The sequence below is a fragment of the Stenotrophomonas sp. YJH_SMC_33 genome (assembly GCF_059372295.1).
Genome location: NZ_JCAFVJ010000010.1, coordinates 130,484 through 154,015, shown reverse-complemented (window position 1 = coordinate 154,015; position 23,532 = coordinate 130,484). Strand labels below are relative to the sequence as shown.

Below are 23,532 nucleotides of genomic sequence, written 5' to 3'. Positions count from 1 at the left end.
CGGCCGTGATGCCCCGCGCTGTGCGGGTGCTAGAATCCGCTCTTTCCTTTGCCGTTGCAGCGCCCCCATGCACCTGTCCCTGCTCAAGACCAAGATCCATCGCGCCACCGTCACCCATTCCGAGCTGAACTACGAAGGCTCGATCGCCATCGATGACAACCTGCTGGCTGCCACCGGCATCCGCGAGTTCGAGCAGGTGCACATCTGGGACGTGACCAACGGTGCGCGCTTCTCGACCTATGCCATCCGCGCCGAGGCCGGCAGCGGCGTTGTCTCGCTCAACGGTGGCGCCGCGCGCCACGTGCAGGTCGGTGACATCATCATCATCGCCGCGTTCGCCAGCATGACCGAGCAGGAAGCCGACAGCTTCAAGCCGAAGCTGGTGTACGTTGATGGCAAGAACCAGATCACCCACACCAACGACACGATCCCGACCCAGGCCGCATGACAACGAACAACGGATTCGACTCGCTGCATTCCCACGCCCAGCGCCTGAAGGGCGCAAGCATTCCCAGCCTGCTCGCCGCCGAACCCGGCCGCGTGCAGGATCTGGCGCTGCGGGTCGGTCCGTTGTACGTCAACTTCGCGCGGCAGAAATACGATGCCGCCGCGCTGCAGGCGTTGCTGGCGCTGGCTGCCGAACGTGATGTCGGCGGCGCCATCACGCGCCTGTTCCGTGGCGAGCAGGTCAATCTGACCGAGGGTCGCGCCGCACTGCACACCGCATTGCGCGGCGACGTGGTCGATGCACCGGTTGCCGCTGAGGCCTATGCCACCGCGCGCGAGATCCGCCAGCGCATGGGCGTGCTGGTGCGCGCGCTGGAAGACAGCGGCGTAACCGACGTGGTCAGTGTCGGCATCGGTGGATCCGACCTCGGTCCGCGCCTGGTCGCCGATGCGCTGCGTCCGGTCAGCGGTGCGCGCCTGCGCGTGCATTTCGTGTCGAACGTGGACGGCGCCGCCATGCAGCGCACGCTGGCCACGCTGGATCCGGCGAAGACCGCGGGCATCCTGATTTCCAAGACCTTCGGCACGCAGGAAACCCTGCTCAACGGCCAGATCCTGCACGACTGGCTGGGGGGCAGTGAGCGCCTGTATGCCGTCAGCGCCAATCCGGAACGCGCGGCCAAGGCTTTCGCGATCGCCGCCGATCGCGTGCTGCCGATGTGGGACTGGGTCGGTGGCCGTTATTCGCTGTGGTCGGCCGTGGGTTTCCCGATCGCGCTGGCTATCGGTTTCGAGCGCTTCGAGCAGCTGCTGGAAGGCGCCGCGCAGATGGATGCGCATGCGCTGGATGCACCGCTGGAGCGCAACCTGCCGGTGCTGCACGGCCTGACCGACATCTGGAACCGCAACCTGCTGGGCCATGCCACGCACGCGGTGATGACCTACGACCAGCGCCTGGCGCTGCTGCCGGCCTACCTGCAGCAGCTGGTGATGGAAAGCCTGGGCAAGCGCGTGCAGCGTGACGGACAGCCGGTCACCACCGACACCGTGCCGGTGTGGTGGGGCGGGGCGGGCACCGACGTGCAGCACAGCTTCTTCCAGGCGCTGCACCAGGGCACCAGCATCGTTCCGGCCGACTTCATCGGCTGCGTGCACAGCGACGATCCCTACACGATCAATCATCAGGCCCTGTTGGCCAACCTGCTGGCGCAGACCGAAGCACTGGCCAATGGCCAGAGCAGCGACGACCCGCACCGCGATTACCCCGGGGGCCGCCCGAGCACGCTGATCCTGCTCGACGCACTGACCCCGCAGGCGCTGGGCGCACTGATCGCCATGTACGAACACGCTGTGTACGTGCAGTCGGTGATCTGGAACATCAATGCCTTCGACCAGTTCGGTGTCGAGCTTGGCAAGCAGCTGGCCAGTGGCCTGTTGCCGGCGCTGCAGGGTGAGGGTGTGGCGATTGCCGATCCGATGACCCGCGAGATACTGGCGCAGCTGAAGCGCTGAGCCCGGTCGTGGATGCGCCGGCGACAGGCCGGCCATCCCGTGCCTTCCGTTCCTGCCATTCCGGGGCCCTGCGGCGTTGCCCATGCAGCGTATTCGCGTGCCTGCGGCAGCGCAGCTTGACTACGCATGGCGTGCCAATGCAGTGTGCATGGGCGGCTGTACCTGTCATCCAGTATCGCTCGCAGCATGATGTTGATGCCAGGGACTGGCCGTATCCGAAGGGACGTGGAATCGATTCATGTCCTCAACGCCTCATGTTGTGAATGACAGGAGATTGCGAATGGATCTGAATGACGACGTTGTGTCCGGCTGGCTCAATGGCTCGGACGATGTGGATGGGTGCGCCAACCCTGCGGGTTCGCTGTTCATCTACGGTGCGGCAGCCACCGAAGCGGCCCTCACCGGGGCTTCGGACACCATGATCACCGGTGGCACCAACGAGTGCACCACCACGGTATCGGTGATCAACCACTGCCTGTGTTGCTGATGTAGCCCGTGCCGGCACGCAGAGGCATGCAGCTGCGTGCCGGCGACTGGAACAGACTCTTGAATCTCGCAGGGGGCGTAATGACCGCTTCTCCGGCTGCGGCCGCGTTTGCGCGCATCACCGAACATTTCCTTGCCCAGGCGCGCGCTGCGCTGGCTGCCGGCCTGCATGATCCCGCCATTGCCCTGCAGCCCGGCGAACGTGCGCTGCTGCATTCGCAGGGCGAGGCGGCGCTGCATGAGCATGCCCAGCTCAAGCTCAACCGCGTGCTCCTGCTGGAGCTGCACGCCGCTGCACGCAGCGGTGACATCGGCCCGCTTGACAGTGCTGGTGCGCTGGACGAATTCGTTGCCCTGGCCACGAGCGAGGGCTTCCGCGCGCATCTGCAGCAACGTTATCCGGTACTGCTGCCGCGCCTGACGCGCATGCTCGAAGGACAATGCGCGGCCGTGGTGGAGCTCGCTGCACGCATCGGCAGTGATCGTGTTGCGTTGGCCGAGTTGCTGGGTGCGCCGGCGGGCACGCTGCATGCCGTTGCATTGGGCCGCGGAGACCTGCACGGTGGCGGCCGCACCGTGGCACGGCTGCAGTTCGAAGGCGGCACGGTGATGTACAAGCCGCGCTCATTGCGCATCGATGCCACGCTCGATGGCCTGTTGTCCGCGGTCTTCGGTGATGCCCCTGACCGCGTGCGCGTGCCGAAGGTGATCGATCGTGGCAGCCACGGCTGGGCTGCATTCGCCGCGCATCGCTATTGTTCCGGCGAGGCTGAACTGCGGTGCTATTACCGCGGCCTCGGCCACTGGCTGGCCATCCTGCGCCTGATCGGTGGCACCGACATCCATCTGGAGAATCTGATCGCGGTCGGGCCGGTGCCGGTGGTGGTCGACGCCGAAAGCGTGTTCTGCCGGGTAATCGAAATCGAGCCATCAGGGCTTGGCGATGCGTACGACACCGCCGTCAAGCTGATGCGCAATTCAGTGCTGCGTACCGGAATCGTGCCGTTCCGTACTGCCGGCCTGGGCATGGAGGGCGTGGACCTGTCTGCAGCCGGCGCGCTGCCCGGCGAGCAGCCACGGGTGCAGGTGCCGGTGATCGTCGACGACGGGACGGAACCGGCCCGGTTGGGCATGGTCGAGGCCGAGGTCTCCATTGCGCAGAACCATCCCAGCGCACAGCCCGATGTGTCGTTGTACTGGGACCACATCAGCGAGGGCTTCATCGACGCCAGTGGGCGCCTGCGCGCGCTGGACGCGAACGGCGAACTGATGCCGCTGCTGACGGCCTTCGAAGGCTGCCAGGTGCGGGATGTACGGCGGCCGACAATGGCCTACGCCGAGCTCGGGCGGATGCTCTGGCATCCAGCATCGCTTCACCACGAAGCTCGGGCGGTTGAGCGCGCGATCGACCTGCTGGTGCGGAATGCGGCGGTGTCGCCCGCTGCGCCATCGGACCTGGAAACCGTACGCGGAGAGGTCGATGACCTGCGCCACGGTGACATTCCGATCTTCGCATCGCAGCTGGACGCGGCGCGTATCCACTCCGTCGTCGCCAACTGGCGCGCGATGCGGATCGACCTGGAAGACGTGACGATCCGCAGCACGCTGGTCGCCACCGACCTGAACCAGCATGCACTGGCCCGAGCCGAGGCCCGGTCCGGCTACAGCTATGCAGCACGGCATCCGCGCGCCGACGACCTGGACGCACGCCGTCGCACGCTGGCCACGCGCGCGGTGGAAAGCCTGCTGCGGCTGGCGGTGCACGGCGAAGACGGCTCGATGACCTGGATCACACCTGAAGTGACGCGTACCGGATGGACCGTCCAGCCGGTGCAGCCAGACCTGTACTTCGGGCTGGGCGGCATCGCTTTCGCACTGGCAGCCTATCGCCACGAAGTGGAGCAGGGGCGTGCCGATCCGGTGGCCGGGCTGGATCCGGCCATCGAGGGCGCCCTTGCGGTGTTCCAGACCCTGTGCGAGCGGCACCCTGCCGAAATTGACGGTGGATTCGTCGGAACCGGTTCGCAAATGTGGGCATTGCTGGCATTGCACGACCTGTTGCAGCGACCGGCGCTGCTGGCGCTGGCAGAGCGCTGCGCGGAAGCCGCGGAGCATCGCGGTTTCCAGCAGGCGGCAAAGTTCGAACTGATTGATGGTGTGTCCGGCATGATCCTGCCGTTGCTGGCGCTGGCTGAAGCCACCGGCAACGCACGCTGGCTGGAACTGGCGGCCGCAGCGGGACGCCGCATGCAGGACGCTGCGATTGTCGACGCAGACGGTGCGCGCTGGCCGACGCCACAGTTCAGCGAGCCGATCGGTGGTTTTGGCCACGGTGCGATGGGCATGGGCTGGGCGCTGGCACGACTGGCCCGCTCCGAGGCTGGCAGCGTGCCCGAGCGGGCCGCATGGCGGCGGCTGGCCGAAGGAGCATTTGCATTCCAGGCAGCCCTGTTCGAGCCACATACCGGGCACTGGCGGGACATCCACCTGCAGGATGGGCAGAAGAACTTCCCGACCTGGTGCCACGGCAGCGTGGGCATCGGCCTGGCGGCGGCGGACCTGTATGCCCGCACCGGTGATGCCGCGCAATTGCGCGACATGCGTCGCGCCGTGGCCGATGCGCGCGGCAAATGGGGGTTCAGCCACACCCTGTGCCATGGCGATGTGTCCACCCGGGAACTGCTGGTGCTGGCCGCTGCGCTGGATCCGGCAGGGTGTCCCTATCCGCAGGACGAGGCCGCCATCGAGATCATTTCTTCGATCGAGGAGCACCAGGGGATGGTTGGCGGCCTCACCCGCGCGGCCTTTACCCCGGGCCTGATGATCGGCCTGGCGGGTTCGATCTACGGCTTCCTGCGCATGCATCCGGCCTGCGTACTGCCATCGCCGCTGCTGCAGGAGACGATGGCCACGCGGGCCGATGCGTGTGCGGTGCGCTCCAGCGCCGCGCAGGACCGGCCGGCGCTGGTCGAGGCCTGAGCCGGACCGGTCCGTCAGCGATCAACGGCTCGGATCGCGTTCCGGGCTCGGCCGCTTTGCCAGCTTGCGCTGCAGCGAACGCCGGTGCATGCCGAGCAGGCGCGCCGCTGCGGACACGTTGCCGCCGGTCTCGTGCATCGCCTGCTGGATGTGTTCCCACTGCAGGCGGCTGATCGGCGTCATCGCGTCCGGCACTTCCATTTCGCCATCGTCGGCCGGGCCGTCGTCCTCTTCACCGAGGGCGCGCAGGATCATCGGCACCGTGGCCGGCTTCGGCAGGTAATCATCCGCGCCCAGCTTGATCGCCTCCACTGCGGTGGCGATGCTGGCATAGCCGGTCACCAGCAGGATGCGCATGTCCGCGCGCAGTGCGCGCAGCGGCTGGATCAGCGCCAGGCCGGAATCGCTGCCCAGCTTCAGGTCGATCAGCGCGAACGCCGGCGGATGCTGGCGGGCCAGTGCCAGGGCACTGGCGGCATCCTGTGCGGTCTGTGTTTCCAGGCCCTTGCGGGCCAGGCTGCGCTGCAGGGTGCGCAGGTACAGCTCGTCGTCGTCGACCAGCAGACCAAGGGTTGAGGCGCTCATGGGGTTTCCTCGCGTGGGGCCAGCGGCAGGCGGAAGCCGACGCGGCTGCCGGCCCCCTGGGCCGGGCGCATCCACATCTCGCCGTCGAGGCGTTCGATGGTGGCATGGGACAGGGCCAGGCCGACGCCCATGCCCTCGCTCTTGCTGCTGCCGAACAGCTTGCCCGGCAGCACGGCGGCACGGGCGTCGAAACCATGGCCGTAGTCGCGTACTTCGCCGATCAGGTCGTCGCCCTCGATGCGCAGGTCCAGGTCCACGCGCGGCCGGCCGGCCTTCTCGCCGGCATCTGCGGCATTGTTGAGCAGGACCATCAACAGATGGCCTACGCCCGGGTCGAGCGGCAGCCGCAGCGGCGCATCGTCATTGCGGTGCAGGTCGATGGTCGGCCGCACCAGGCGCCATTGTTCCAGTACGTGCTGGGCGCTGGAATGGCTGCGGCCCGGCGCGTCGGCCGAGGCCGGTGCGGCCAGCGCCAGCACACGTTCCCGGCACTGCACCAGCAGCTCGCGCAGGGTTTCCATGTCTTCGCGCACTTCGGGCTCTTCGCTGCGCTCGGCGACGTCATCGGCAAGCAGGGTCATGGTCGCCAGCGGCGTGTTCAGTTCATGCGCCACGGAGGCGGCATGGGTGGCCAGGGCGACGATGCCTTCGTTGCGGGCGAAGCGTTCCCTGAGTGCCGACAGTTCCAGTTCGCGCTGTCGCAGCGCCAGCGCCAGGCGGGTGGAGAAGGTCAGCACGACCGCTGCGGAAATGAGGAAGTTGGCGACCACGCCCCAACGGTTGAGGTCCTGCGCGCGGAAATAGCCGTCCGGCAGCGGCTGGCCGAAGATGCCGCTGGCGGCGTAGCCGAGCAGGCAGGCCAGGGCCACTGCCAGTGCCCAGCGCAGGGGCAGGGCGAAGGCGGCCAGCGCGATCAGGATCAGGAACAGTGAACTGAACGGGTTGGCCATGCCGCCGCTCCAGCCCACCATCCAGGTCAGGATGATCACGTCCACCAGGATATGGCCGAATGCGGTCAGCGGGGCGGTGTCGGCCGCTTCCGGGCGCAGCTGGGTGTAGATGTTGAACAAGGTGAGCACGGCCACGCCGGCCCATAGTGGCAGCTGGGGCAACGGCAGGCCCAGCACCCAGCTGGCGACCAGGATGGTGGCGGCCTGGCCGCCTACGGCAAGCCAGCGCAGGCTGCACAGGGTACGGAGGAACGGGGCGTCGGGACCGGTCATTCATGCTCATCGTATGCGTTCACGGGCGCGCGTGCCTGCGACAATCGGCCGCAGCCGTGCCGCCGGCTGAATGCGAGTCACCCCGAATGCGGGAGCGGGCGGTAGAATGCGCCCATGCACGACGCCGTGACCCGCCCTACGCCTCCCTCCGATGCCACCTCCTGGCCCCGCCGCCAGACCCATGCCGTGCAGATCGGCGGGGTCACCGTAGGCGGAGGCAAGCCGGTAGTGGTGCAGTCGATGACCAACACCGACACCTCCGACGTGGCTTCCAGCGTCAAGCAGGTGGCCGAGTTGTGGCGTGCGGGTTCGGAAATGGTGCGGTTGACCGTCAACACCGTGGAAGCGGCTGCGGCGATCCCGCGCATTGTCGACAAGCTGGCGATGATGGGTATCGACGTGCCGCTGATCGGTGACTTCCATTACAACGGCCACCAGCTGCTGACCGCCGAACCGGCGTGTGCCGAAGCGCTGGCAAAGTACCGCATCAACCCCGGCAACGTCGGCTTCGGCAAGAAGAAGGACCTGCAGTTCGCGCAGTTGATCGAGTTTGCGATCCGCTACAACAAGCCGGTGCGCATCGGCGCCAACTGGGGCTCGCTGGACCAGGCCCTGGCGGCGAAGCTGATGGACGAGAACAGCCTGCGCGAACAGCCCTGGGATGCCGGCCGCGTGCTGCGCGAAGCGCTGATCCGCTCGGCCCTGGATTCGGCCGAGCAGGCGGTGGAACTCGGCCTGCCGCGCGACCGCATCGTGCTGTCGGCCAAGGTCAGCGGCGTGCAGGAGCTGATCGCGGTATACCGCGACCTGGCTCAGCGCTCGGATTTCGCCCTGCACCTGGGCCTGACCGAAGCCGGTATCGGCAGCAAGGGCATCGTCGCGTCGGCGGCGGCGCTGGGCGTGCTGCTGCAGGAAGGCATCGGTGACACCATCCGCATCTCGCTGACCCCGGAACCGGGCCAGTCGCGCACGCAGGAAGTGATCGTCGCCCAGGAACTGCTGCAGACCACCGGCCAACGCGCCTTCACGCCGCTGGTCACGGCCTGCCCGGGCTGCGGCCGCACCACCTCGGAGTTCTTCCAGGAGCTGGCCAAGGTGGTGCAGAACCACGTGCGCGAGAAGATGCCGCTGTGGAAGATCCACCACCCGGGGGCGGAGAACATGACCCTGGCGGTGATGGGCTGCATCGTGAACGGGCCGGGCGAGTCGCGCCATGCCAACATCGGCATCTCGCTGCCGGGCACGGGCGAAACACCCGCAGCGCCGGTGTTTGTCGATGGCGAGAAGAAGGTGACCCTGCGCGGCGACAACATCGCCCAGGAGTTCGTCGCCCTGATCGACGATTACGTCGAACACACGTATGTCCGAAGCGCCGGATAAGCCTGCAATCCTCGCTGCACCGGAATCCGCCTCCGGTTTCCGCCACTGGATGGCGCGCAATGCCTGGCGCCTGGTCCTGCTGTTCGGCGGCGTGCTGCTGCCGCTGGCTGGCTTCGTCGCCCTGGCGGACGAGGTGCACGAGTTTGAATCGTTCCATTTCGACGCGCCGCTGCTGTGGCAGATGCATGGCCTGCACTCGCCACTGCTGGACCGCTTCTTCGTGCTCATTTCCAAACTGGGCTATGAGTGGTTCCTGATCCCGGCCGACGTGCTGATCATCGGGGTGCTGCTGGGCTACCGGCGCTGGCGCGAGGCCACCTTCGTGGCGGTCAGCTTCGTCGGCTCGGCGCTGCTGAACATGGGCAGCAAGCACTTCTTCCAGCGCCAGCGCCCCAGCCTGTGGGAATCGATCGCGCCGGAATCGACGTTCAGCTTTCCCAGCGGCCACGCGATGGGCTCGATGACCCTGGCGGTGACCCTGGTACTGCTGGCCTGGAACACCCGCTGGCGCTGGCCGGTGCTGCTGCTGGCACCGGCATTCAGCCTGCTGGTCAGCGTCTCCCGGGTCTATCTGGGGGTGCATTACCCCTCCGATATCCTGGCCGGATGGTGTGCCGCGCTGGTTTGGGTGGTAGGGTGCTATCTGGTCATGTTCAGTCGCCGGCACCCTTGGCGGCATCATGGCACGCGGCCAGCGAAGGCCAGCGAAGCATCATCACAGGGGGATTGACGTGGATGCCCCGCGCGGGACGTCTACGTGATAGATCAGTTGTTTCGTTGCAGCAGGTTCTGCAAGACAGGGGGCAAGCACAACGCGCGGTACTGTGATGCGCAAGGCAGATTGCCGGGGCCGCATTCCGAACGCGCTTGCAGGGTATCGGCACCCTGCCTAGCTTGACCTGCAATGGCCGCATTCGAAGAGGTACGTGAATGACGATTCGAGTCTACCTGGTGGATGACCACGCGCTGGTCCGCACCGGGATGAAGATGATTCTGTCGGGGGAAGCCGACATCGAGGTGGTGGGCGAAGCCGAGACCGGCGAAGACGCGCTGCGTGAAGTCCGCCAGCTGCTGCCGGATGTGGTGCTGTGTGACCTGCACCTGCCGGGTGTGAGCGGCATGGAAGTGACCGAGCGCATCGTGCGCAGCCACCGCAACACCCGCGTAGTGATCGTGTCGGTGCTGGAAGATGGCCCGCTGCCGAAGCGGCTGCTCGAAGCCGGCGCGGCCGGATATATCGGCAAGGGTTGTGATGCGCAGGAACTGCTGCGCGCGGTGCGTGACGTGGCAGGTGGGCGCCGCTACCTGGGCACCAGCATCGCGCAGAATCTGGCACTGTCGACGGTGGAAGGCAACGGTTCGCCGTTCGACAGCCTGTCGCCGCGCGAGCTGGAAGTGGCGTTGCTGCTGACCCAGGGCCTGCGCCAGGAAGATATCGCGCGGCGGCTGAGCCTGAGTGCGAAGACGGTGAACACGCACAAGGCGCGGCTGTTCGAGAAGATGGGGATCCACGACAACATCGCGCTGGCGCGGATGGCCAGCCAGTACGGGTTGGTGGATCCGGCGCGGCCGCTGTAACGGGTTTCGGCCAACGGCTGAGCCCCTTGCGGTGTGCGGCAGGATTCGCGGGGTTGGCCCTGCGGAGGGATTGCGCAGGGGACGCCGTGAATCCATCCCTGGAGGCTCGGTCGCGCCATCCATGGCGCTCACGCCCCTGCGCAATCCCTCCGCAGGGCCAAGGACGGTTTTCGTGCGCCGCCACCGCGGAATGAAGAAGGAAGAGCGGGAGCGGGTCGCGCTCTGGATGCTGGTCCTGTAGAGCTGAGCCATGCTCGGCTGCTTTCCATTCCGCTGGCGTGGAGCCGAGCGTGGGCTCGGCTCTACAGCTGCGTTGGGCTCAGTGGCCGCGAACGCGCTGGATGATCTTCGCGGCGTCGGCGGCGCTGGCGCGCACCTTGTCCCATTCGCCGTTGGCAATCCAGTTGCCCGGCACCATCCACGAACCGCCGATGCAGACCACGTTTTTCTGCTCGAGGTATTCGGCGGCGGTGTTTTCGGTGATGCCGCCGGTCGGGCACAGCTTCAGGTCCGCCACCGGGCCGGCCAGTCCCTTGATCATCGCCAGCCCGCCCACGGCCGTGGCCGGGAACAGCTTGCACACGCGGAAGCCGCGCGCGTAGAGCGACAGCAGCTCGGTCGGCGTGGCCGCACCCGGCACCACCGGCAGCGGCGCAGCAGCCAGTGCATCGGCCAGCGCTGGCGGCGTGCCCGGGGTCACCAGGAAGTCCGCGCCCGCATCGATCGACTGCTGCATCTGCTCCACGGTCAGCACCGTGCCCGCGCCCACCACCACATCGGGCAGCTCGCGCTTGAGCATCGCCAACGCTTCCATCGCCACCGGCGTACGCAGCGTCAGCTCGATCGCCGGCAAACCACCGTCCAGCAGCGCCGCACTGACCGCCCGCGCCTGGTCCAGCGTATGAACCGTCACCACCGGCAGGATGCCCGCCGCATGCAACAGCTCCGCCGCCTTCACCTGATGTTGTTCGATACCCATAGCTCTGCTTCTGCCTTTGCTGTCGAATTTGATTTCAATGATCACTTCGCGGCATTGATGCGCCGGAGAGTGTCAGAAGGGCGCGGTCAGCCCCAGCCGGGACCGTAAGCGGCATGGATGCCGCGACCGAGCCCCCATGGGTGAGGGCGCTTTGCTTGCGAAGCACCGCTTTGCAAGCGCCCGAACGCCCAACCGCCAGCGGTTGGGCCGGCCCCGTAGGGGGTTTACGGCGTGTCCCGGCCAGGGCGCTCTACTGCCCAGGCCGGGAAGCCTGCCGCGGCTTTTCGCTTCAGGCGTCTTTCGCCTCATGCGGCGCTGCCGCCGCCGCGGCATCATGCCCCAGCTCGTACTCCGCGTCGTACTCCCACGGCCCGCCATCGGCCGCCGCCGGACCGCACGAAATCGACATCGCTCCCTGGTCGGCCGGGCCCACCACGCGACGGTTGACCGCGAACAGATTGCGGCCCAGGTCATGCGCGGCCGGCGCAGTGTTCGGCGCCAGCGGACGCGCCGCCCATTCGGCCGGGTCCACCAGCACTTCCAGCGTGCCGGCCTCGCCGTCCAGCCGGATCATGTCGCCTTCGCGGACCTTCGCCAGCGGGCCGCCGCGCGCCGCTTCCGGCGTCACGTGGATCGCCGCCGGAATCTTGCCCGAGGCGCCGGACAGGCGACCGTCGGTGACCAGCGCCACGCGTCGGCCCTGGTTCTGCAACAGGCCCAGCAGCGGCGCCAGCGAATGCAGTTCCGGCATGCCGTTCGCACGCGGGCCCTGGTAACGCACCACCGCCACGAAATGCTCGGGCAGCAGGCCACCGGCGTGCAGCTTGTTCAGCACCTGCGGTGCATCGACCACCACGGCCGGTGCTTCGATCGTGCGGTACTGCGGCTTCACCGCCGACAGCTTGATCAGCGACTTGCCCAGGTTGCCGCGCAGCAGGCGCAGGCCACCCTGGTGTTCGAACGGATTGTCGACGCCACGCACCACCTCGTCATCGGCGCTGCGTTCCAGGCCCGGCAGATAAACCAGTTGGCCGTCGCGCAGCTGGGGTTCGCGGGCGTAGTCGGCCATGCCGCCACGGGCCACGCTGACCAGGTCGCCATGCATCAGGCCGGCCTTGATCAGCTCGCCGAACACGAACGCCGGGCCACCGGCGGCGGCGAAGCGGTTCACGTCGGCCTCGCCGTTCGGGTAGACGCGGGCCAGCAGCGGAATCAGCTGCGACAGCTCGTCGAAGTCGTCCCAGGTCAGCACGATGCCGGCCGCACGCGCCACCGCGATCCAGTGGATGGTGTGGTTGGTCGAACCGCCGGTGGCCATCAGCGCGATGACCGCGTTGATGATCGCGCGCTCGTCGATGATCCGGCCCAGCGGACGGAAGTCATCGCCCAGCGCAGTGATGTCCAGTGCACGTTCGGTCGCTTCGCGGGTAAGAGCGTCGCGCAGCGGGGTGCCCGGATTGACGAACGACGCGCCCGGCAGCTGCACGCCCATCGCTTCCAGCAGCACCTGGTTGGAGTTGGCCGTGCCGTAGAAGGTGCAGGTGCCGGCGCCGTGGTAGGAGGCCGACTCGGCTTCCAGCAGTTCTTCACGGGTGGCTTCGCCGGCGGCATAGCGCTCGCGAACTTCCGCCTTCTGCTTGTTGGGTATGCCCGGGGTCATCGGGCCGGCCGGCACGAACACCGCCGGCAGGTGGCCGAAGGCCAGTGCGCCGATCAGCAGCCCCGGCACGATCTTGTCGCAGACACCGAGGTAGACGGTGGTATCGAACATGTCGTGGCTGAGCCCGATCGCCGTCGCCTGCGCGATCACATCGCGCGAGAACAGCGACAGCTCCATGCCACCACGGCCCTGGGTGACGCCGTCGCACATCGCCGGTACACCGCCGGCCACCTGCGCGGTGGCGCCCAGCTCGCGGGCGATCTGGCGGATCTGCTCGGGATAGGTCTCGAACGGCTGGTGCGCCGACAGCATGTCGTTGTAGGCGGTGATGATGCCAAGGTTCGGTGTCACCCCACCGCGCAGGCGGCTCTTGTCGGTGCCGCCACAGGCGGCGAATCCGTGGGCGAGGTTGCCGCAGCTCAGGCGGCTGCGGAACGGGCCTTCGCGCAGGGAGGCGTCGATCGCGGCCAGATAGGCGGCGCGCGAGGCCGCGCTGCGGCGGATGACGCGCTCAGTGATGGCTTGCAGTTGCGGATGGAGGCTCATTGGCTACCGGCGTTCGTGGTGGCGAGAGGCAAGCGGCGGCGTGGCGCCGCCGCCGACATCAATCAGCCCAGTGGACGCGCAGGCGCGCGCCTTCCAGGTTGATTGCATTGAGGATCGGGTACTGCTGGGGGTCATTGCTGTCCAGTGCCTGGCGCAGTACCTGCAGCTTCTGCTTGCCGCGCAGCAGCAGCAGACGCTGGCGGCACTGGCGCAGGCCGTGCGGGGTCAGGGTGATGCGCAGCGGCCACTGGTTCGCGCCCGGGCAGCCGGTGGCATCCAGTGCCGCATAGGGCAGGGTGCTTTCCAGTGCACGGGCCAGGTCCTTCGAACCCGGGAACAGCGAGGCGGTGTGGCCATCGTTGCCCATGCCCAGTGCCACCAGGCTGGGTGGCTGGCTGTGCTGGGCCTGCAGGTTGGCGGTGTAGACGCACTCCGTCAGCGGCTTGCCGATCCGCACCAGCGGATCGAAGTGCGCACCCTCGGCACGCTTGAGCAGGTGCTCGCGCACCAGCCAGGCGTTGCTGTCGCGATCCTGCGGCGACAGCCACCGCTCATCGGCCAGGCTCACTTCCACCCGGTCCCAATGCACGTCCAGTTCGGCCAGTGCCTGGTATACCGGCGCCGGCGTGGTGCCACCGGAGAGCAGGATGCGGGCCCGGCCCACCTCATTGATGTCGTGGTTGAGGGTCTGCGCCATTTCGGCGGCCACCGCCTCGATCCAGCCATCGGCGTCGCCGTGCTGAATGAACTCGATGCGGTCGTCGTGGAAGGTGGGGCTCATGCGGCAACTCCTGGTGCGTCACGTTCGGCGTCGGCAGCATAGGCGGCGGCGCCCAGCAGTCCGGCGTGGGGATGCATCACGGCAAGCGATGGCACCCTCGCCATGATCGAAGAGAACCGCCCCTTGTGTTCGAAGCGCTGGCGGAAGCCGGAGTGCTGCAGTGAATCGAGCATCTTCGGGGTCAGGCCGCCCGTCAGGAACACGCCGTCCCAGGCGCCCTGGGTCAGTACCAGATCGCCGGCGATGGCGCCGAACACCGCGCAGAACACGTCCACGGTGCGCATTGCCTGCGGATCACCGTGCAGGGCACGCGCGGTCACGTCTACCGGCTGCAGCTGGCCGGGGTCGATGCCGGCCATCTCGCACACGGCGCGATGGATGTTGACCAGCCCGGGTCCGCAGATCAGGCGTTCGTTGGAGACGCGGCCGAACTGCTCGGAGAGGATTTCCAGGATGCGGATTTCCTCCGGTGTGCCCGGTGGGAAACTGACATGACCGCCTTCGGTTTCCAGCGGATAGCAGCGGCCGTGGCGCATGATCAGGCCACCGACGCCGAGCCCGGTACCGGGCCCGATCACCGCGTAGTTGCGCGGCTGTCCCGGCTTGCCCGGTACCCAGGCGGCGCCGCCGACCTGGACGACGTCCTCGGGCTGCAGCAGCGAAATCGCCATCGCCTGTGCGGCGAAGTCGTTGATCAGGTGCAGCTCGTCGAACCCCAGCATCGCGGCCGTGCGGCTGCGCGAGATCACCCACGGATGATTGGTGATGCGCGCCTCGTCACCGTCGACGCGGCCGGCCACTGCGAACACGCCGCGGCTGGCCGCAGCGCCGATCTGCTCCAGGTGGTGGCGCGCGGCATCACCCAGCGACGGGAATTCCGCCACCGCGTACTCGCGGATGCTCTCCTTGAGCAGCGGCGCGTCCTGCGAGGTGTCGGCCAGGGCGAAGCGGGCATTGGTGCCGCCGATGTCGGCAACCAGCACCGGCTGCGAGATGGCACTCATGCCGAGGCCCCGCTGTCCGGCGCGTCCACGCCCTGCGGCAGGAACTCGCCTGCATTGCTCGGGCCCCACTGGCCAGCAGGATACGGTTCCAGCGGCAGCTTGGCCTCCTTCCAGGCGTCGGCAACGCTGTCGATCCAGGCCCACGCTGCGCGCACTTCGTCGTCGCGCACGAACAGCGTGTGGTTGCCGTTGAAGGCATCCAGGAACAGGCGTTCGTAGGCGATGCGGCGGTGCAGGCCGGTCGGCACCGACAGTTCCAGTTCCAGCGGATGCAGTTCCAGGGCACCCCATTCCGGGCCGGCCAGGCTGCTCATCAGGCCCAGTTCGATGTTTTCCTGCGGCTGCAGCTGGAACACCAGGCGGTTCGGCGCGGCCTGCGCGCGCTGCGGGCGCTCGAACAGCCAGTGGGTGACCGGCTTCAGCGTGACCACCACGCGGGTGGTGCGCTCTGGCAGGCGCTTGCCGGTGACCAGGTGGAACGGCACGCCGCTCCAGCGCCAGTTGTCGATATGCGCGGTGACACCGGCGAAGGTTTCCACGTCGCTGCCTTCCGGCGGCTGGTAGGCCTGGGCCGGCTGGCCATTGATGGTGCCGGCGGTGTAGCGGCCACGGATGCTGTCACGCGCGGCGTGCCTGGCATCGAGCGGGCGCAGGGCGCGCAGCACCTTGACCTTCTCGTCGCGGATGCGATCGGCTTCCAGCGATGCCGGCGGTTCCATCGCCACCATGCACAGCAGCTGCAGGATGTGGCTCTGCACCATGTCCCGCAGCGCGCCGGAGCGGGCGTAGTAGGCGTCACGGCCGTCCACGCCTTCGCTCTCGGCCACCAGGATGTGCACCGATTCGATGTAGTTGCGGTTCCACACCGCTTCCAGCAGCGTGTTGCCGAAGCGCAGCGCGATCAGGTTCTGCACTGCCGCCTTGCCCAGATAGTGGTCGAGGCGGAACACGCGGTCCTCGTCGATCCACTGGCCGATGGTGCTGATGATTTCCTCGGCGCTCTCGCTGTCGCTGCCGATCGGCTTCTCCAGCATCAGGCGTGCCGGCGCGGCGAGGGCGCCGCCCTTTGCCAGGCCTTCGCAGGTGGAGATGTACAGGCCCGGCGGAATGGCCAGGTAGCTGACACACTTGCGGTGCACCAGGTCGGAGACGGCGGCGGCAACCGAGTCGACATCGCGCAGGTCCACCGAACGGTAGTCGATGCGGCGCAGCAGGGCAGCGATGTCGTCCTGCGTGGCCATCGGCATGGCCTGCTGCAGGCGCGGCCGGAGGATGTCATGGAAAGCTTCGGTGTCATGCCCGGACAGGGCCAGTGCGCGGATGCGGAAGTCCTCCGGCAGCAGGCCGTCGCCAAGCAGGCGAAGCAGCGAAGGGAACAGGTAGCGCTGGGCCAGATCACCTGTGGCACCGAACAGGAAGAGGGTGTCGTGCATCGCTCGAGTTTCAGATCCGGGTGACATCGTTGTCAATCGCTTCATGGCTGGGTTCGGGGGACATCCGCGCAACTGCCTGTCCGAGGTTCGTCAGGGGCGTTCTACCGTACTGCGGAAGACCGTTCCATTCGAAACCACTACCTCGGCGGAACCTTCGTTCAACCGCCGACGCAGATCGGTGCGCACCGATCATCGGATAGTGCCACGTGAAAACGTTTACATGGCAGAATGGGCAACTGTATTCGATTGCAGTGCTCGCCGTCATGCGGCAGGCGCGCAATCATCACTGCCATCGGGAGGGCCGAGGCAGTCCCAAAAGACAGCCCGGCTTCGGGCGGACCGGATAGGTGATATGGCAAAAGTGCAGTTGCAGGGTGTGCGCAAGGTCTATGACAACGGCCAGGTCGCGGTGAAGGACGCCACCTTCGAGGTCGCCGATGGCGAGTTGATGGTGCTGGTCGGACCGTCCGGCTGTGGCAAGTCGACCCTGTTGCGGATGGTGGCCGGCCTTGAAGAGATCAGCGGTGGCACGCTGACCATTGGTGATCGCGTGGTCAACGACGTGGCGCCGAAGGATCGCGACATCGCCATGGTGTTCCAGAGCTACGCGTTGTACCCGCACATGACCGTGGCCGAGAACCTGGCCTTCGGCCTGAAGCTGCGCGGGCATGACAAGGCGACCATCGACAAGCGCATTGCCGAGGCGGCGCAGACGCTGGGCCTGACCGAGATGATGGACAAGCTGCCCAAGGCGATGTCCGGTGGCCAGCGTCAGCGCGTGGCACTGGGCCGGGCGCTGGTGCGCGAGCCGGCGGTGTTCCTGCTCGACGAGCCGCTGTCCAACCTCGACGCCAAGCTGCGTCACAGCGTGCGTACCGAGATTGCGCAGCTGCACCGGAAGCTGGGCACCACCATGATCTACGTGACGCACGACCAGGTTGAAGCGATGACCCTGGGTCAGCGCATCGTGGTGCTGAAGGACGGCATCATCCAGCAGATCGATACGCCGATGGCGCTGTACGACCGCCCGGCCAACCTGTTCGTGGCTGGTTTCCTCGGCAGCCCGGCGATGAACGTGCTGCGTGGCACGCTGCAGGGCGATGCCGGTGGCGTGACCGTGGTCGACGGCCAGTGGCGTGCACCGCTGGGCCAGGCCACGATCGATCCGGCATGGCTGCAGAAACCGATCTCGGTGGGCGTGCGCCCGGAGCACCTGCAACCGGCTGCTGCCGATGATGCGCACGCGTTCATCGCGCGCATTGAGGGCATCGAACCGGTCGGCAACGAGATCTTCGTCAACCTCAGCAGTGGCCAGCATGCGCTGACCATGCGCGTGGCACCGCAGGCGTTGCCTGCGGTGGGCGATGACATCCGCGTGGCGATCCACCCGCAGGGCCTGCATTTCTTCAACGCAGAGAGCGGCGAGCGCCTGTAACGGGTAGCGCCGGCCGCTGGCCGGCAACCTCAACCCTGCATGGTTGCCGGCCAGCGCCCGGCACTACCATTCCTTCACCGAAGGCGTGCGGACCAACGGTCCGCACCCACCGGGTCGGTCAGTAGATCCACGCCATGCGTGGATGAGGGCGCGTCAGATTCAGCGCGCCAATCCATCCAGCAGCGGCACGCGCTGCGCAATGGCATCACCCACCTGCAGCTCGGCGTCGCCAGCCTCCAGTGGCAGCACCGCCAGCGCCAGCTCGCCGGCCACGCTGGCGATTGTGCCCAGCGTCGCGCCGTCCTGCTGCACGCCATCGCCGGCCTGTGCGGGTGCCGCGGTATGCAGCAGCTGCACCGCGCGCTTGGCCTTGCCGAGGAAATGGGTGCGGGCGACGATTTCCTGGCCGGGGTAGCAGCCCTTCTTCACGCTGTAGCCATTCAGGCGGTCCAGGCCCAGCTGCTGCGGGGTCCACACTTCGCGCTGGCTCTCTTCCAGCCGTGGCAGGCCGTAGCGCAGGTCGGCCTGGCGCCAGGCCAGGGCAAAAGCAGTCTCATCGGCTTCAGAACTGGCGGCGAACGCTTCGGCGCTGCCGATGCGCAGGGTGCGCGGCAGTGCATCGCTGCCCAGGTCCAGCTCCCAACCCTCATCTGCGGCCTGCGCAATCGCCGCGCCGCTGGCGGCCTCGGGCGCGGTGAAGGCGCCGGCCGCTGCCAGATCGCTGCGTCCCTGCACCTTCACCTTGCGACGGAACACGAAGCGCTGCAGTTGCGACGCAATCGCATCGGCATCGCCGTCGGCCAGCACCAGCATCACGTGATCGTCGGCCAGCCGGAGCAGCTGGAACACCGCCAGAGTGCGGCCCTTGGCACTCAGCCAGGCACTCCACTGCCAGTGCAACAGGGGCAGGGCGGTGACATCGCTGCTGAACTGGGCGTGGGCGAAGGCGGCCGCATCCGGGCCCTGCAGGCTCAGCAGCTGGTGGCCGGGCAGGCGCGGATATCCGACGAAAGCAGGGGGCAGGTTGTCAGGCACGTGAACGAGGTCTAAAATTTGTGCGTTGCGAGACCGAACATGATAGGCCAAACAACCCCCACTCCCGACGACGAAACTGAAGCCCCGCTGGTCCCTGCGGCACCCGTGCCCGTGGAGCAGGAAAAGGCAGAAGAATTCGGCGGCCGCGGCGGACTTGATCCGGTGCGGTATGGCGATTGGGAGAAAAACGGACGCTGCATCGATTTCTGATCAGCATTGAGCCAACGCGGCCGCGTGCCGCCCAGCCGAGACAACGAGCCCAGCGAATGGCGACCAGACAACGCCCACTTTCCCCGCACCTTCAGGTGTATCGCTGGCAGATTCAGATGGCCACCTCGATCCTGCATCGAGCCACCGGCATCTTTCTGTCTGTTGGTGCCCTCATCATCGCTGCCGGCCTGCTGGCCCTGATGATGGGGCCCGAGTCCTGGAACTGCTTCACCGGCCATGCCGGGGCCTGGTATGGCCGCGTGTTCCTGTTCGCGTGGACATGGTCGTTCGCCTATCACCTGTGCAATGGCATCCGCCACGTGGTGCAGGACTTTGCCATCGGCTTCAGCATCCCGGCCTTCATCCGCAGCAGCTGGCTGTCGGTCATCGGCAGCCTGGTGATCACCCTGCTGGTGTGGGCCTATGTGATGTTCGGAGGTGCCGCGTGAGCAAGTTCCGTACTCCGTTGAAGAACGTGCGCGGCCTGGGCTCGGCCAAGACCGGCACCGAGCACTTCGTGCACCAGCGCCTGACCGCCGCCGCACTGGTGGTGCTGGGCATCTGGTTCCTGGTCTTCGTGCTGGGCCTGCTCGGCTCGGACTACGCGACCGCCGCCGCCGCCGTGGCCAAGCCGTGGAACGCGGTGCCGCTGATCGGCCTGCTGATCGCCATGTTCTGGCACGCGCAGCTCGGCATGCAGGTCGTGCTGGAAGACTACATCCACGAATCGCTGCTGGCCCTGGTGCTGCAGACCGCGGTGAAGTTCGTCGCCGTGCTCGGCATGATCGTCAGTGTGTTTGCGGTGGGCCGCATCGCCCTCGGCGTTGCCTGAGCCCAGGCACCTACACAGGAATCCAGATTAGATGTCCGCTTACAAGATCACCGAACACAAGTACGACATGGTCGTGGTCGGCGCCGGCGGTGCCGGCCTGCGCGCCACGTTCGGCCTGGCCGCCAAGGGCCTGCAGACCGTGTGCCTGACCAAGGTCTTCCCGACCCGTTCGCACACCGTTGCCGCCCAGGGCGGTATTTCGGCCGCGCTCGGCAACATGGGCGAGGACGACTGGCGCTACCACTTCTTCGACACCATCAAGGGGTCGGACTGGCTGGGTGACCAGGACGCCATCGAGTACATGTGCCGTGAGGCCATCCCGGCCATCATCGAACTTGAACACTACGGCGTGCCGTTCTCGCGCACCGCCGAAGGCAAGATCTACCAGCGTCCGTTCGGTGGCATGACCACCAAGTACGGCGAAGGCCCGGCGGCGCAGCGTACCTGCGCGGCGGCCGACCGTACCGGCCACGCGATGCTGCACACCCTGTACCAGCAGTCGCTGAAGCACGATGCGCGCTTCATGATCGAGTACTTCGCGCTCGACCTGATCTTCGACGACGAAGGCGCCTGCCGCGGCGTGCTGGCCCTGGACATGTCCGATGGCACGCTGCACCTGTTCCGCGCCCAGGGCGTGGTGCTGGCCACCGGCGGCTACGGCCGTGCCTACTTCAGCGCCACCTCGGCGCACACCTGCACCGGCGACGGTGGCGGCCTGGCCATGCGTGCCGGCATCGCCATGCAGGACATGGAGTTCGTGCAGTTCCACCCGACCGGCATCTACGGCGCCGGCTGCCTGATCACCGAGGGTGTCCGCGGTGAAGGCGGCATCCTGCGCAACAGCAGCGGCGAGCGCTTCATGGAGCGCTATGCACCGCACTACAAGGATCTGGCCTCGCGCGACGTGGTCAGCCGTTCGATGACCATCGAGATCCGCGAAGGCCGCGGCGTCGGCGAGCACAAGGACCACATCCTGCTCGACCTGACCCATCTCGGCCCGGGCGTGATCGACGAGAAGCTGCCGGGCATCGCCGAGAGCGCCCGCATCTTCGCCGGCGTCGACGTGCACAAGCAGCCGATCCCGGTCATTCCGACCGTGCACTACAACATGGGCGGCATCCCGACCAACTACCACGGTGAAGTGGTGCAGAAGGTCGGCGACAACGACAACGCCGTGGTGCCGGGCCTGTACGCCATCGGCGAAGCGGCCTGCGTCTCCGTGCACGGCGCCAACCGCCTGGGCTCGAACTCGCTGCTCGACCTGGTGGTGTTCGGCCGTGCGGTGGCCAACCGCTGCGCCGAGACCATCAAGCCGGGCGCCGCGCACAAGCCGCTGCCGGCCGATGCCTGCGACAAGGCGCTGGGCCTGCTGGACAAGCTGCGCCACGCCAACGGCGATACCCCGACCTCGGTCATCCGCGACCGCATGCAGCGCACCATGCAGGCCGACGCGGCCGTCTTCCGCACCAGCCAGACGCTGAAGGAAGGCTGCGAGAAGATGGACAAGATCTTCGACTCGTTCCAGGACGTGAAGGTCTCCGACCGCTCGCTGGTCTGGAACTCGGACCTGATCGAGACCTACGAGCTGAACAATCTGCTGCTCAACGCGGTGGCGACGATCAACTCGGCCGAACAGCGCAAGGAAAGCCGTGGTGCGCATGCGCACGAGGACTATCCGGACCGCGACGACGTCAACTGGCAGAAGCACACCCTGGTCAGCGTCGACGAGAAGGGCAAGTGCAGCTTCGACTACCGTCCGGTGCACATGTACACGTTGACCGACGACGTGTCCGTGGTGCCACCGAAGCCGCGCGTGTACTGATCCGACCCCGCCTACCATGCAATCCGCGCCCACGGGCGCGGGCCGCCTGAGCCAACGAGAGCAGCCATGGCCGAGTTTTCACTCCCCAAGAATTCCAAGATCACGAAAGGCAAGCACTTCCCCGTCAAGAACGGCGGCAAGAATGTGCGCACCTTCAAGATCTACCGCTGGAGTCCGGACGACGACAGCAACCCGCGCACCGATACCTATGAGGTCGATCTGGATGCCTGTGGCCCGATGGTCCTGGACGCCCTGATCAAGATCAAGAACGAGATCGACCCGACCCTGACCTTCCGCCGCTCGTGCCGCGAAGGCATCTGTGGTTCGTGCGCGATGAACATCGACGGCACCAACACCCTGGCCTGCACCCGAGCCATCTCGGACTGCGGCAAGAAGGAAGTGCCGATCTACCCGTTGCCGCACATGAACGTGGTCAAGGATCTGGTTCCGGACCTGACCCACTTCTACGCGCAGTACGCCTCGATCAAGCCGTGGATCCGCACCCAGACCCCGGCACCGCCGGACCGCGAGCGCCTGCAGTCGCCGGAAGACCGCAAGAAGCTGGACGGCCTGTACGAGTGCATCCTGTGCGCCTGCTGCTCGACCAGCTGCCCGAGCTACTGGTGGAACGGCGAGCGTTACCTGGGCCCGGCGATCCTGCTGCAGGCCTATCGCTGGATCATCGACTCGCGCGATGAGGACACCGGCGCGCGCCTGGACGATCTGGAAGATCCGTTCAAGCTGTACCGCTGCCACACCATCATGAACTGCGCCCGCACCTGCCCGAAGGGCCTGAACCCGGCGCTGGCCATCGCCGAGATCAAGAAGCTGATGATGGAACGCCGCGCCTGATCAGGCCTGGCTGTACCCGGTAGAGCCACGCCATGCGTGGCTGCACCACCTCAGTAGAGCCACGCCATGCGTGGCTTTGCTGTATCTGGAGAAGCACGATGGAAGAAGACGTTCTGCTGAAGAAGCTGCGCTGGCGCTGCCGCCGCGGCATGCGTGAGCTGGATCAGCTGTTCGAGCGCTATCTCGACCACGAATGGCGCACTGCGCCGACCGAAGAGCGCGAGGTTTTCCTGTTCCTGCTCGACTGCGAGGACGATAAGTTGTGGCGCTGGTTCATGGGCTACGAGGCCTGTCCGCATGCGCACGCGATCCCCCTCATGCAGAAGATCCTCACCCTCAAGCCTTGAGTGGCGCCCTTCGAGGCTGCAGGCCGCCGCTCAGTTGGCGGTGCTGCTGGCCGCACCCTGGCTGTTGCGCGCCTCGGATCTGCCTGCGCGGCTGCTGATGCCCGCGCTGCTGCTGGCCTGGGGCGTCGGCTTGGCCGAACTGGCCTGGCGCCAGCGCAGGCCACGCGTACAGGTGCTTCTTGCGCCGCTTCCCGAACCACTGCAGGTGGCCGGGCAGGACGTTGATACGCCACGGCTGGTGGTGCGTGGCCCATGGCTGTTGTTGCTGTGGTGTGAGGATCGGCGCCGCCGGCGCCTGCTGTTCTGGCCCGATGTGCTCGATTCCGGGCAGCGACGTGAACTGCGACTGGCCGTGGCCGCACGCGGCGTTTCCCGTCGGCCCCGGTCAATGGCACCATAAGCTGAA

At 67.0% G+C, this 23,532-nt stretch carries 23 protein-coding genes; 15 read left to right on the top strand and 8 right to left on the bottom strand.

Annotated elements, in window-relative coordinates; all coding sequences use genetic code 11:
* Nucleotides 1–67 precede the first annotated feature (67 nt).
* From panD to AC5P9W_RS15490, 4 genes are all read left to right on the top strand, one after another.
* Nucleotides 68–448, top strand: a complete 381-nt coding sequence (gene panD, locus AC5P9W_RS15505) for an aspartate 1-decarboxylase (protein WP_005409061.1) — start codon at nt 68–70, stop codon at nt 446–448.
* The gene (gene pgi, locus AC5P9W_RS15500) at nt 445–1,959 is read left to right on the top strand and encodes a glucose-6-phosphate isomerase (protein WP_021202012.1); all 1,515 of its coding nucleotides are present in this window, start codon (nt 445–447) and stop codon (nt 1,957–1,959) included. Before panD ends, pgi begins: the two co-directional genes overlap by 4 nt.
* A 280-nt stretch (nt 1,960–2,239) precedes the next feature.
* Nucleotides 2,240–2,446, top strand: a complete 207-nt coding sequence (locus tag AC5P9W_RS15495; protein ID WP_010484314.1) for a DUF6229 family protein — start codon at nt 2,240–2,242, stop codon at nt 2,444–2,446.
* Nucleotides 2,447–2,526: 80 nt separating this feature from the next.
* Entirely contained in the window at nt 2,527–5,424 is a 2,898-nt protein-coding gene (locus AC5P9W_RS15490; protein WP_206621485.1) for a type 2 lanthipeptide synthetase LanM family protein, read from the top strand.
* Nucleotides 5,425–5,445: 21 nt separating this feature from the next.
* On the opposite strand, the gene AC5P9W_RS15485 is transcribed toward AC5P9W_RS15490, so the two are convergent.
* Both AC5P9W_RS15485 and AC5P9W_RS15480 read right to left on the bottom strand, forming a co-directional pair.
* Nucleotides 5,446–6,009, bottom strand: coding sequence for a response regulator transcription factor (locus AC5P9W_RS15485; RefSeq protein ID WP_005409063.1), 564 nt, complete (start codon nt 6,007–6,009; stop codon nt 5,446–5,448).
* Entirely contained in the window at nt 6,006–7,232 is a 1,227-nt protein-coding gene (locus AC5P9W_RS15480) for an ATP-binding protein (protein ID WP_197576026.1), read from the bottom strand. Before AC5P9W_RS15480 ends, AC5P9W_RS15485 begins: the two co-directional genes overlap by 4 nt.
* A gap of 114 nt (nt 7,233–7,346) precedes the next feature.
* Between AC5P9W_RS15480 and ispG the strand changes: the two genes are divergently transcribed.
* The 3 genes from ispG to AC5P9W_RS15465 all read left to right on the top strand — a co-directional run bounded on the left by ispG (nt 7,347) and on the right by AC5P9W_RS15465 (nt 10,190).
* Entirely contained in the window at nt 7,347–8,612 is a 1,266-nt protein-coding gene (gene ispG, locus AC5P9W_RS15475; protein ID WP_019661189.1) for a flavodoxin-dependent (E)-4-hydroxy-3-methylbut-2-enyl-diphosphate synthase, read from the top strand.
* The gene (locus tag AC5P9W_RS15470) at nt 8,593–9,342 is read left to right on the top strand and encodes a phosphatase PAP2 family protein (RefSeq protein WP_058980273.1); all 750 of its coding nucleotides are present in this window, start codon (nt 8,593–8,595) and stop codon (nt 9,340–9,342) included. Before ispG ends, AC5P9W_RS15470 begins: the two co-directional genes overlap by 20 nt.
* Nucleotides 9,343–9,542: 200 nt before the next feature.
* Nucleotides 9,543–10,190 carry a response regulator gene (locus AC5P9W_RS15465; RefSeq protein WP_021202017.1) on the top strand — a complete coding sequence of 216 codons (648 nt, stop codon included), beginning with the start codon at nt 9,543–9,545 and terminating at the stop codon, nt 10,188–10,190.
* Nucleotides 10,191–10,509: 319 nt separating this feature from the next.
* Here AC5P9W_RS15465 and eda read toward each other — a convergent pair whose 3' ends face one another.
* The 5 genes from eda to zwf all read right to left on the bottom strand — a co-directional run bounded on the left by eda (nt 10,510) and on the right by zwf (nt 16,593).
* A complete protein-coding gene (eda, locus tag AC5P9W_RS15460) occupies nt 10,510–11,169 on the bottom strand; it encodes a bifunctional 4-hydroxy-2-oxoglutarate aldolase/2-dehydro-3-deoxy-phosphogluconate aldolase (RefSeq protein WP_109814982.1) in 660 nt (219 codons plus the stop codon).
* Nucleotides 11,170–11,458: 289 nt separating this feature from the next.
* Nucleotides 11,459–13,375 carry a phosphogluconate dehydratase gene (gene edd / locus AC5P9W_RS15455; RefSeq protein ID WP_021202019.1) on the bottom strand — a complete coding sequence of 639 codons (1,917 nt, stop codon included), beginning with the start codon at nt 13,373–13,375 and terminating at the stop codon, nt 11,459–11,461.
* 58 nt (nt 13,376–13,433) lie between these two features.
* Nucleotides 13,434–14,156: a 6-phosphogluconolactonase gene (gene pgl / locus AC5P9W_RS15450; RefSeq protein ID WP_058980277.1), complete on the bottom strand. Its 723-nt coding sequence runs from the start codon at nt 14,154–14,156 to the stop codon at nt 13,434–13,436.
* Nucleotides 14,153–15,160, bottom strand: coding sequence for a glucokinase (gene glk / locus AC5P9W_RS15445; RefSeq protein WP_019661196.1), 1,008 nt, complete (start codon nt 15,158–15,160; stop codon nt 14,153–14,155). The genes pgl and glk overlap by 4 nt, the downstream gene beginning before the upstream one ends.
* Entirely contained in the window at nt 15,157–16,593 is a 1,437-nt protein-coding gene (gene zwf, locus AC5P9W_RS15440) for a glucose-6-phosphate dehydrogenase (RefSeq protein WP_019661197.1), read from the bottom strand. Before zwf ends, glk begins: the two co-directional genes overlap by 4 nt.
* Before the next feature lie 352 nt (nt 16,594–16,945).
* Between zwf and AC5P9W_RS15435 the strand changes: the two genes are divergently transcribed.
* A complete protein-coding gene (locus tag AC5P9W_RS15435) occupies nt 16,946–18,028 on the top strand; it encodes an ABC transporter ATP-binding protein (protein WP_111103687.1) in 1,083 nt (360 codons plus the stop codon).
* A gap of 159 nt (nt 18,029–18,187) precedes the next feature.
* On the opposite strand, the gene ygfZ is transcribed toward AC5P9W_RS15435, so the two are convergent.
* Nucleotides 18,188–19,063 (bottom strand): CAF17-like 4Fe-4S cluster assembly/insertion protein YgfZ, encoded by an 876-nt coding sequence (gene ygfZ / locus AC5P9W_RS15430; protein ID WP_021202021.1) that lies wholly within the window; start codon nt 19,061–19,063, stop codon nt 18,188–18,190.
* Nucleotides 19,064–19,102: 39 nt separating this feature from the next.
* Here ygfZ and AC5P9W_RS15425 point away from each other — a divergent pair, with 39 nt between their 5' ends.
* The 7 genes from AC5P9W_RS15425 to AC5P9W_RS15395 all read left to right on the top strand — a co-directional run bounded on the left by AC5P9W_RS15425 (nt 19,103) and on the right by AC5P9W_RS15395 (nt 23,526).
* Nucleotides 19,103–19,273, top strand: coding sequence for a DUF1674 domain-containing protein (locus tag AC5P9W_RS15425; protein WP_074901279.1), 171 nt, complete (start codon nt 19,103–19,105; stop codon nt 19,271–19,273).
* Between the two features lie 56 nt (nt 19,274–19,329).
* Nucleotides 19,330–19,722, top strand: coding sequence for a succinate dehydrogenase, cytochrome b556 subunit (gene sdhC / locus AC5P9W_RS15420; protein ID WP_005416132.1), 393 nt, complete (start codon nt 19,330–19,332; stop codon nt 19,720–19,722).
* On the top strand, nt 19,719–20,105 hold the full coding sequence (gene sdhD, locus AC5P9W_RS15415; RefSeq protein ID WP_005409077.1) for a succinate dehydrogenase, hydrophobic membrane anchor protein: 387 nt from the start codon (nt 19,719–19,721) through the stop codon (nt 20,103–20,105). Before sdhC ends, sdhD begins: the two co-directional genes overlap by 4 nt.
* A gap of 31 nt (nt 20,106–20,136) precedes the next feature.
* Nucleotides 20,137–21,927: a succinate dehydrogenase flavoprotein subunit gene (gene sdhA / locus AC5P9W_RS15410; RefSeq protein ID WP_014036803.1), complete on the top strand. Its 1,791-nt coding sequence runs from the start codon at nt 20,137–20,139 to the stop codon at nt 21,925–21,927.
* Nucleotides 21,928–21,993: 66 nt separating this feature from the next.
* Nucleotides 21,994–22,779 carry a succinate dehydrogenase iron-sulfur subunit gene (locus AC5P9W_RS15405; RefSeq protein ID WP_005409079.1) on the top strand — a complete coding sequence of 262 codons (786 nt, stop codon included), beginning with the start codon at nt 21,994–21,996 and terminating at the stop codon, nt 22,777–22,779.
* A 98-nt stretch (nt 22,780–22,877) separates the two neighbouring features.
* Nucleotides 22,878–23,126 (top strand): FAD assembly factor SdhE, encoded by a 249-nt coding sequence (locus AC5P9W_RS15400; RefSeq protein ID WP_019661201.1) that lies wholly within the window; start codon nt 22,878–22,880, stop codon nt 23,124–23,126.
* Nucleotides 23,077–23,526 carry a hypothetical protein gene (locus AC5P9W_RS15395; protein ID WP_021202023.1) on the top strand — a complete coding sequence of 150 codons (450 nt, stop codon included), beginning with the start codon at nt 23,077–23,079 and terminating at the stop codon, nt 23,524–23,526. The genes AC5P9W_RS15400 and AC5P9W_RS15395 overlap by 50 nt, the downstream gene beginning before the upstream one ends.
* The last annotated feature ends 6 nt before the right edge of the window (nt 23,527–23,532 follow it).

Excerpts from the sequence above, each read along its gene's own strand:
- panD (WP_005409061.1), top strand. The coding sequence starts at position 68 with ATGCACCTGTCCCTGCTCAAGACCAAGATCCATCGCGCCACCGTCACC.
- pgi (WP_021202012.1), top strand. The coding sequence starts at position 445 with ATGACAACGAACAACGGATTCGACTCGCTGCATTCCCACGCCCAGCGC.
- AC5P9W_RS15495 (WP_010484314.1), top strand. The coding sequence starts at position 2,240 with ATGGATCTGAATGACGACGTTGTGTCCGGCTGGCTCAATGGCTCGGAC.
- AC5P9W_RS15490 (WP_206621485.1), top strand. The coding sequence starts at position 2,527 with ATGACCGCTTCTCCGGCTGCGGCCGCGTTTGCGCGCATCACCGAACAT.
- AC5P9W_RS15485 (WP_005409063.1), bottom strand. The coding sequence starts at position 6,009 with ATGAGCGCCTCAACCCTTGGTCTGCTGGTCGACGACGACGAGCTGTAC.
- AC5P9W_RS15480 (WP_197576026.1), bottom strand. The coding sequence starts at position 7,232 with ATGACCGGTCCCGACGCCCCGTTCCTCCGTACCCTGTGCAGCCTGCGC.
- ispG (WP_019661189.1), top strand. The coding sequence starts at position 7,347 with ATGCACGACGCCGTGACCCGCCCTACGCCTCCCTCCGATGCCACCTCC.
- AC5P9W_RS15470 (WP_058980273.1), top strand. The coding sequence starts at position 8,593 with ATGTCCGAAGCGCCGGATAAGCCTGCAATCCTCGCTGCACCGGAATCC.
- AC5P9W_RS15465 (WP_021202017.1), top strand. The coding sequence starts at position 9,543 with ATGACGATTCGAGTCTACCTGGTGGATGACCACGCGCTGGTCCGCACC.
- eda (WP_109814982.1), bottom strand. The coding sequence starts at position 11,169 with ATGGGTATCGAACAACATCAGGTGAAGGCGGCGGAGCTGTTGCATGCG.
- edd (WP_021202019.1), bottom strand. The coding sequence starts at position 13,375 with ATGAGCCTCCATCCGCAACTGCAAGCCATCACTGAGCGCGTCATCCGC.
- pgl (WP_058980277.1), bottom strand. The coding sequence starts at position 14,156 with ATGAGCCCCACCTTCCACGACGACCGCATCGAGTTCATTCAGCACGGC.
- glk (WP_019661196.1), bottom strand. The coding sequence starts at position 15,160 with ATGAGTGCCATCTCGCAGCCGGTGCTGGTTGCCGACATCGGCGGCACC.
- zwf (WP_019661197.1), bottom strand. The coding sequence starts at position 16,593 with ATGCACGACACCCTCTTCCTGTTCGGTGCCACAGGTGATCTGGCCCAG.
- AC5P9W_RS15435 (WP_111103687.1), top strand. The coding sequence starts at position 16,946 with ATGGCAAAAGTGCAGTTGCAGGGTGTGCGCAAGGTCTATGACAACGGC.
- AC5P9W_RS15425 (WP_074901279.1), top strand. The coding sequence starts at position 19,103 with ATGATAGGCCAAACAACCCCCACTCCCGACGACGAAACTGAAGCCCCG.
- sdhC (WP_005416132.1), top strand. The coding sequence starts at position 19,330 with ATGGCGACCAGACAACGCCCACTTTCCCCGCACCTTCAGGTGTATCGC.
- sdhA (WP_014036803.1), top strand. The coding sequence starts at position 20,137 with ATGTCCGCTTACAAGATCACCGAACACAAGTACGACATGGTCGTGGTC.
- AC5P9W_RS15405 (WP_005409079.1), top strand. The coding sequence starts at position 21,994 with ATGGCCGAGTTTTCACTCCCCAAGAATTCCAAGATCACGAAAGGCAAG.
- AC5P9W_RS15400 (WP_019661201.1), top strand. The coding sequence starts at position 22,878 with ATGGAAGAAGACGTTCTGCTGAAGAAGCTGCGCTGGCGCTGCCGCCGC.
- AC5P9W_RS15395 (WP_021202023.1), top strand. The coding sequence starts at position 23,077 with ATGCGCACGCGATCCCCCTCATGCAGAAGATCCTCACCCTCAAGCCTT.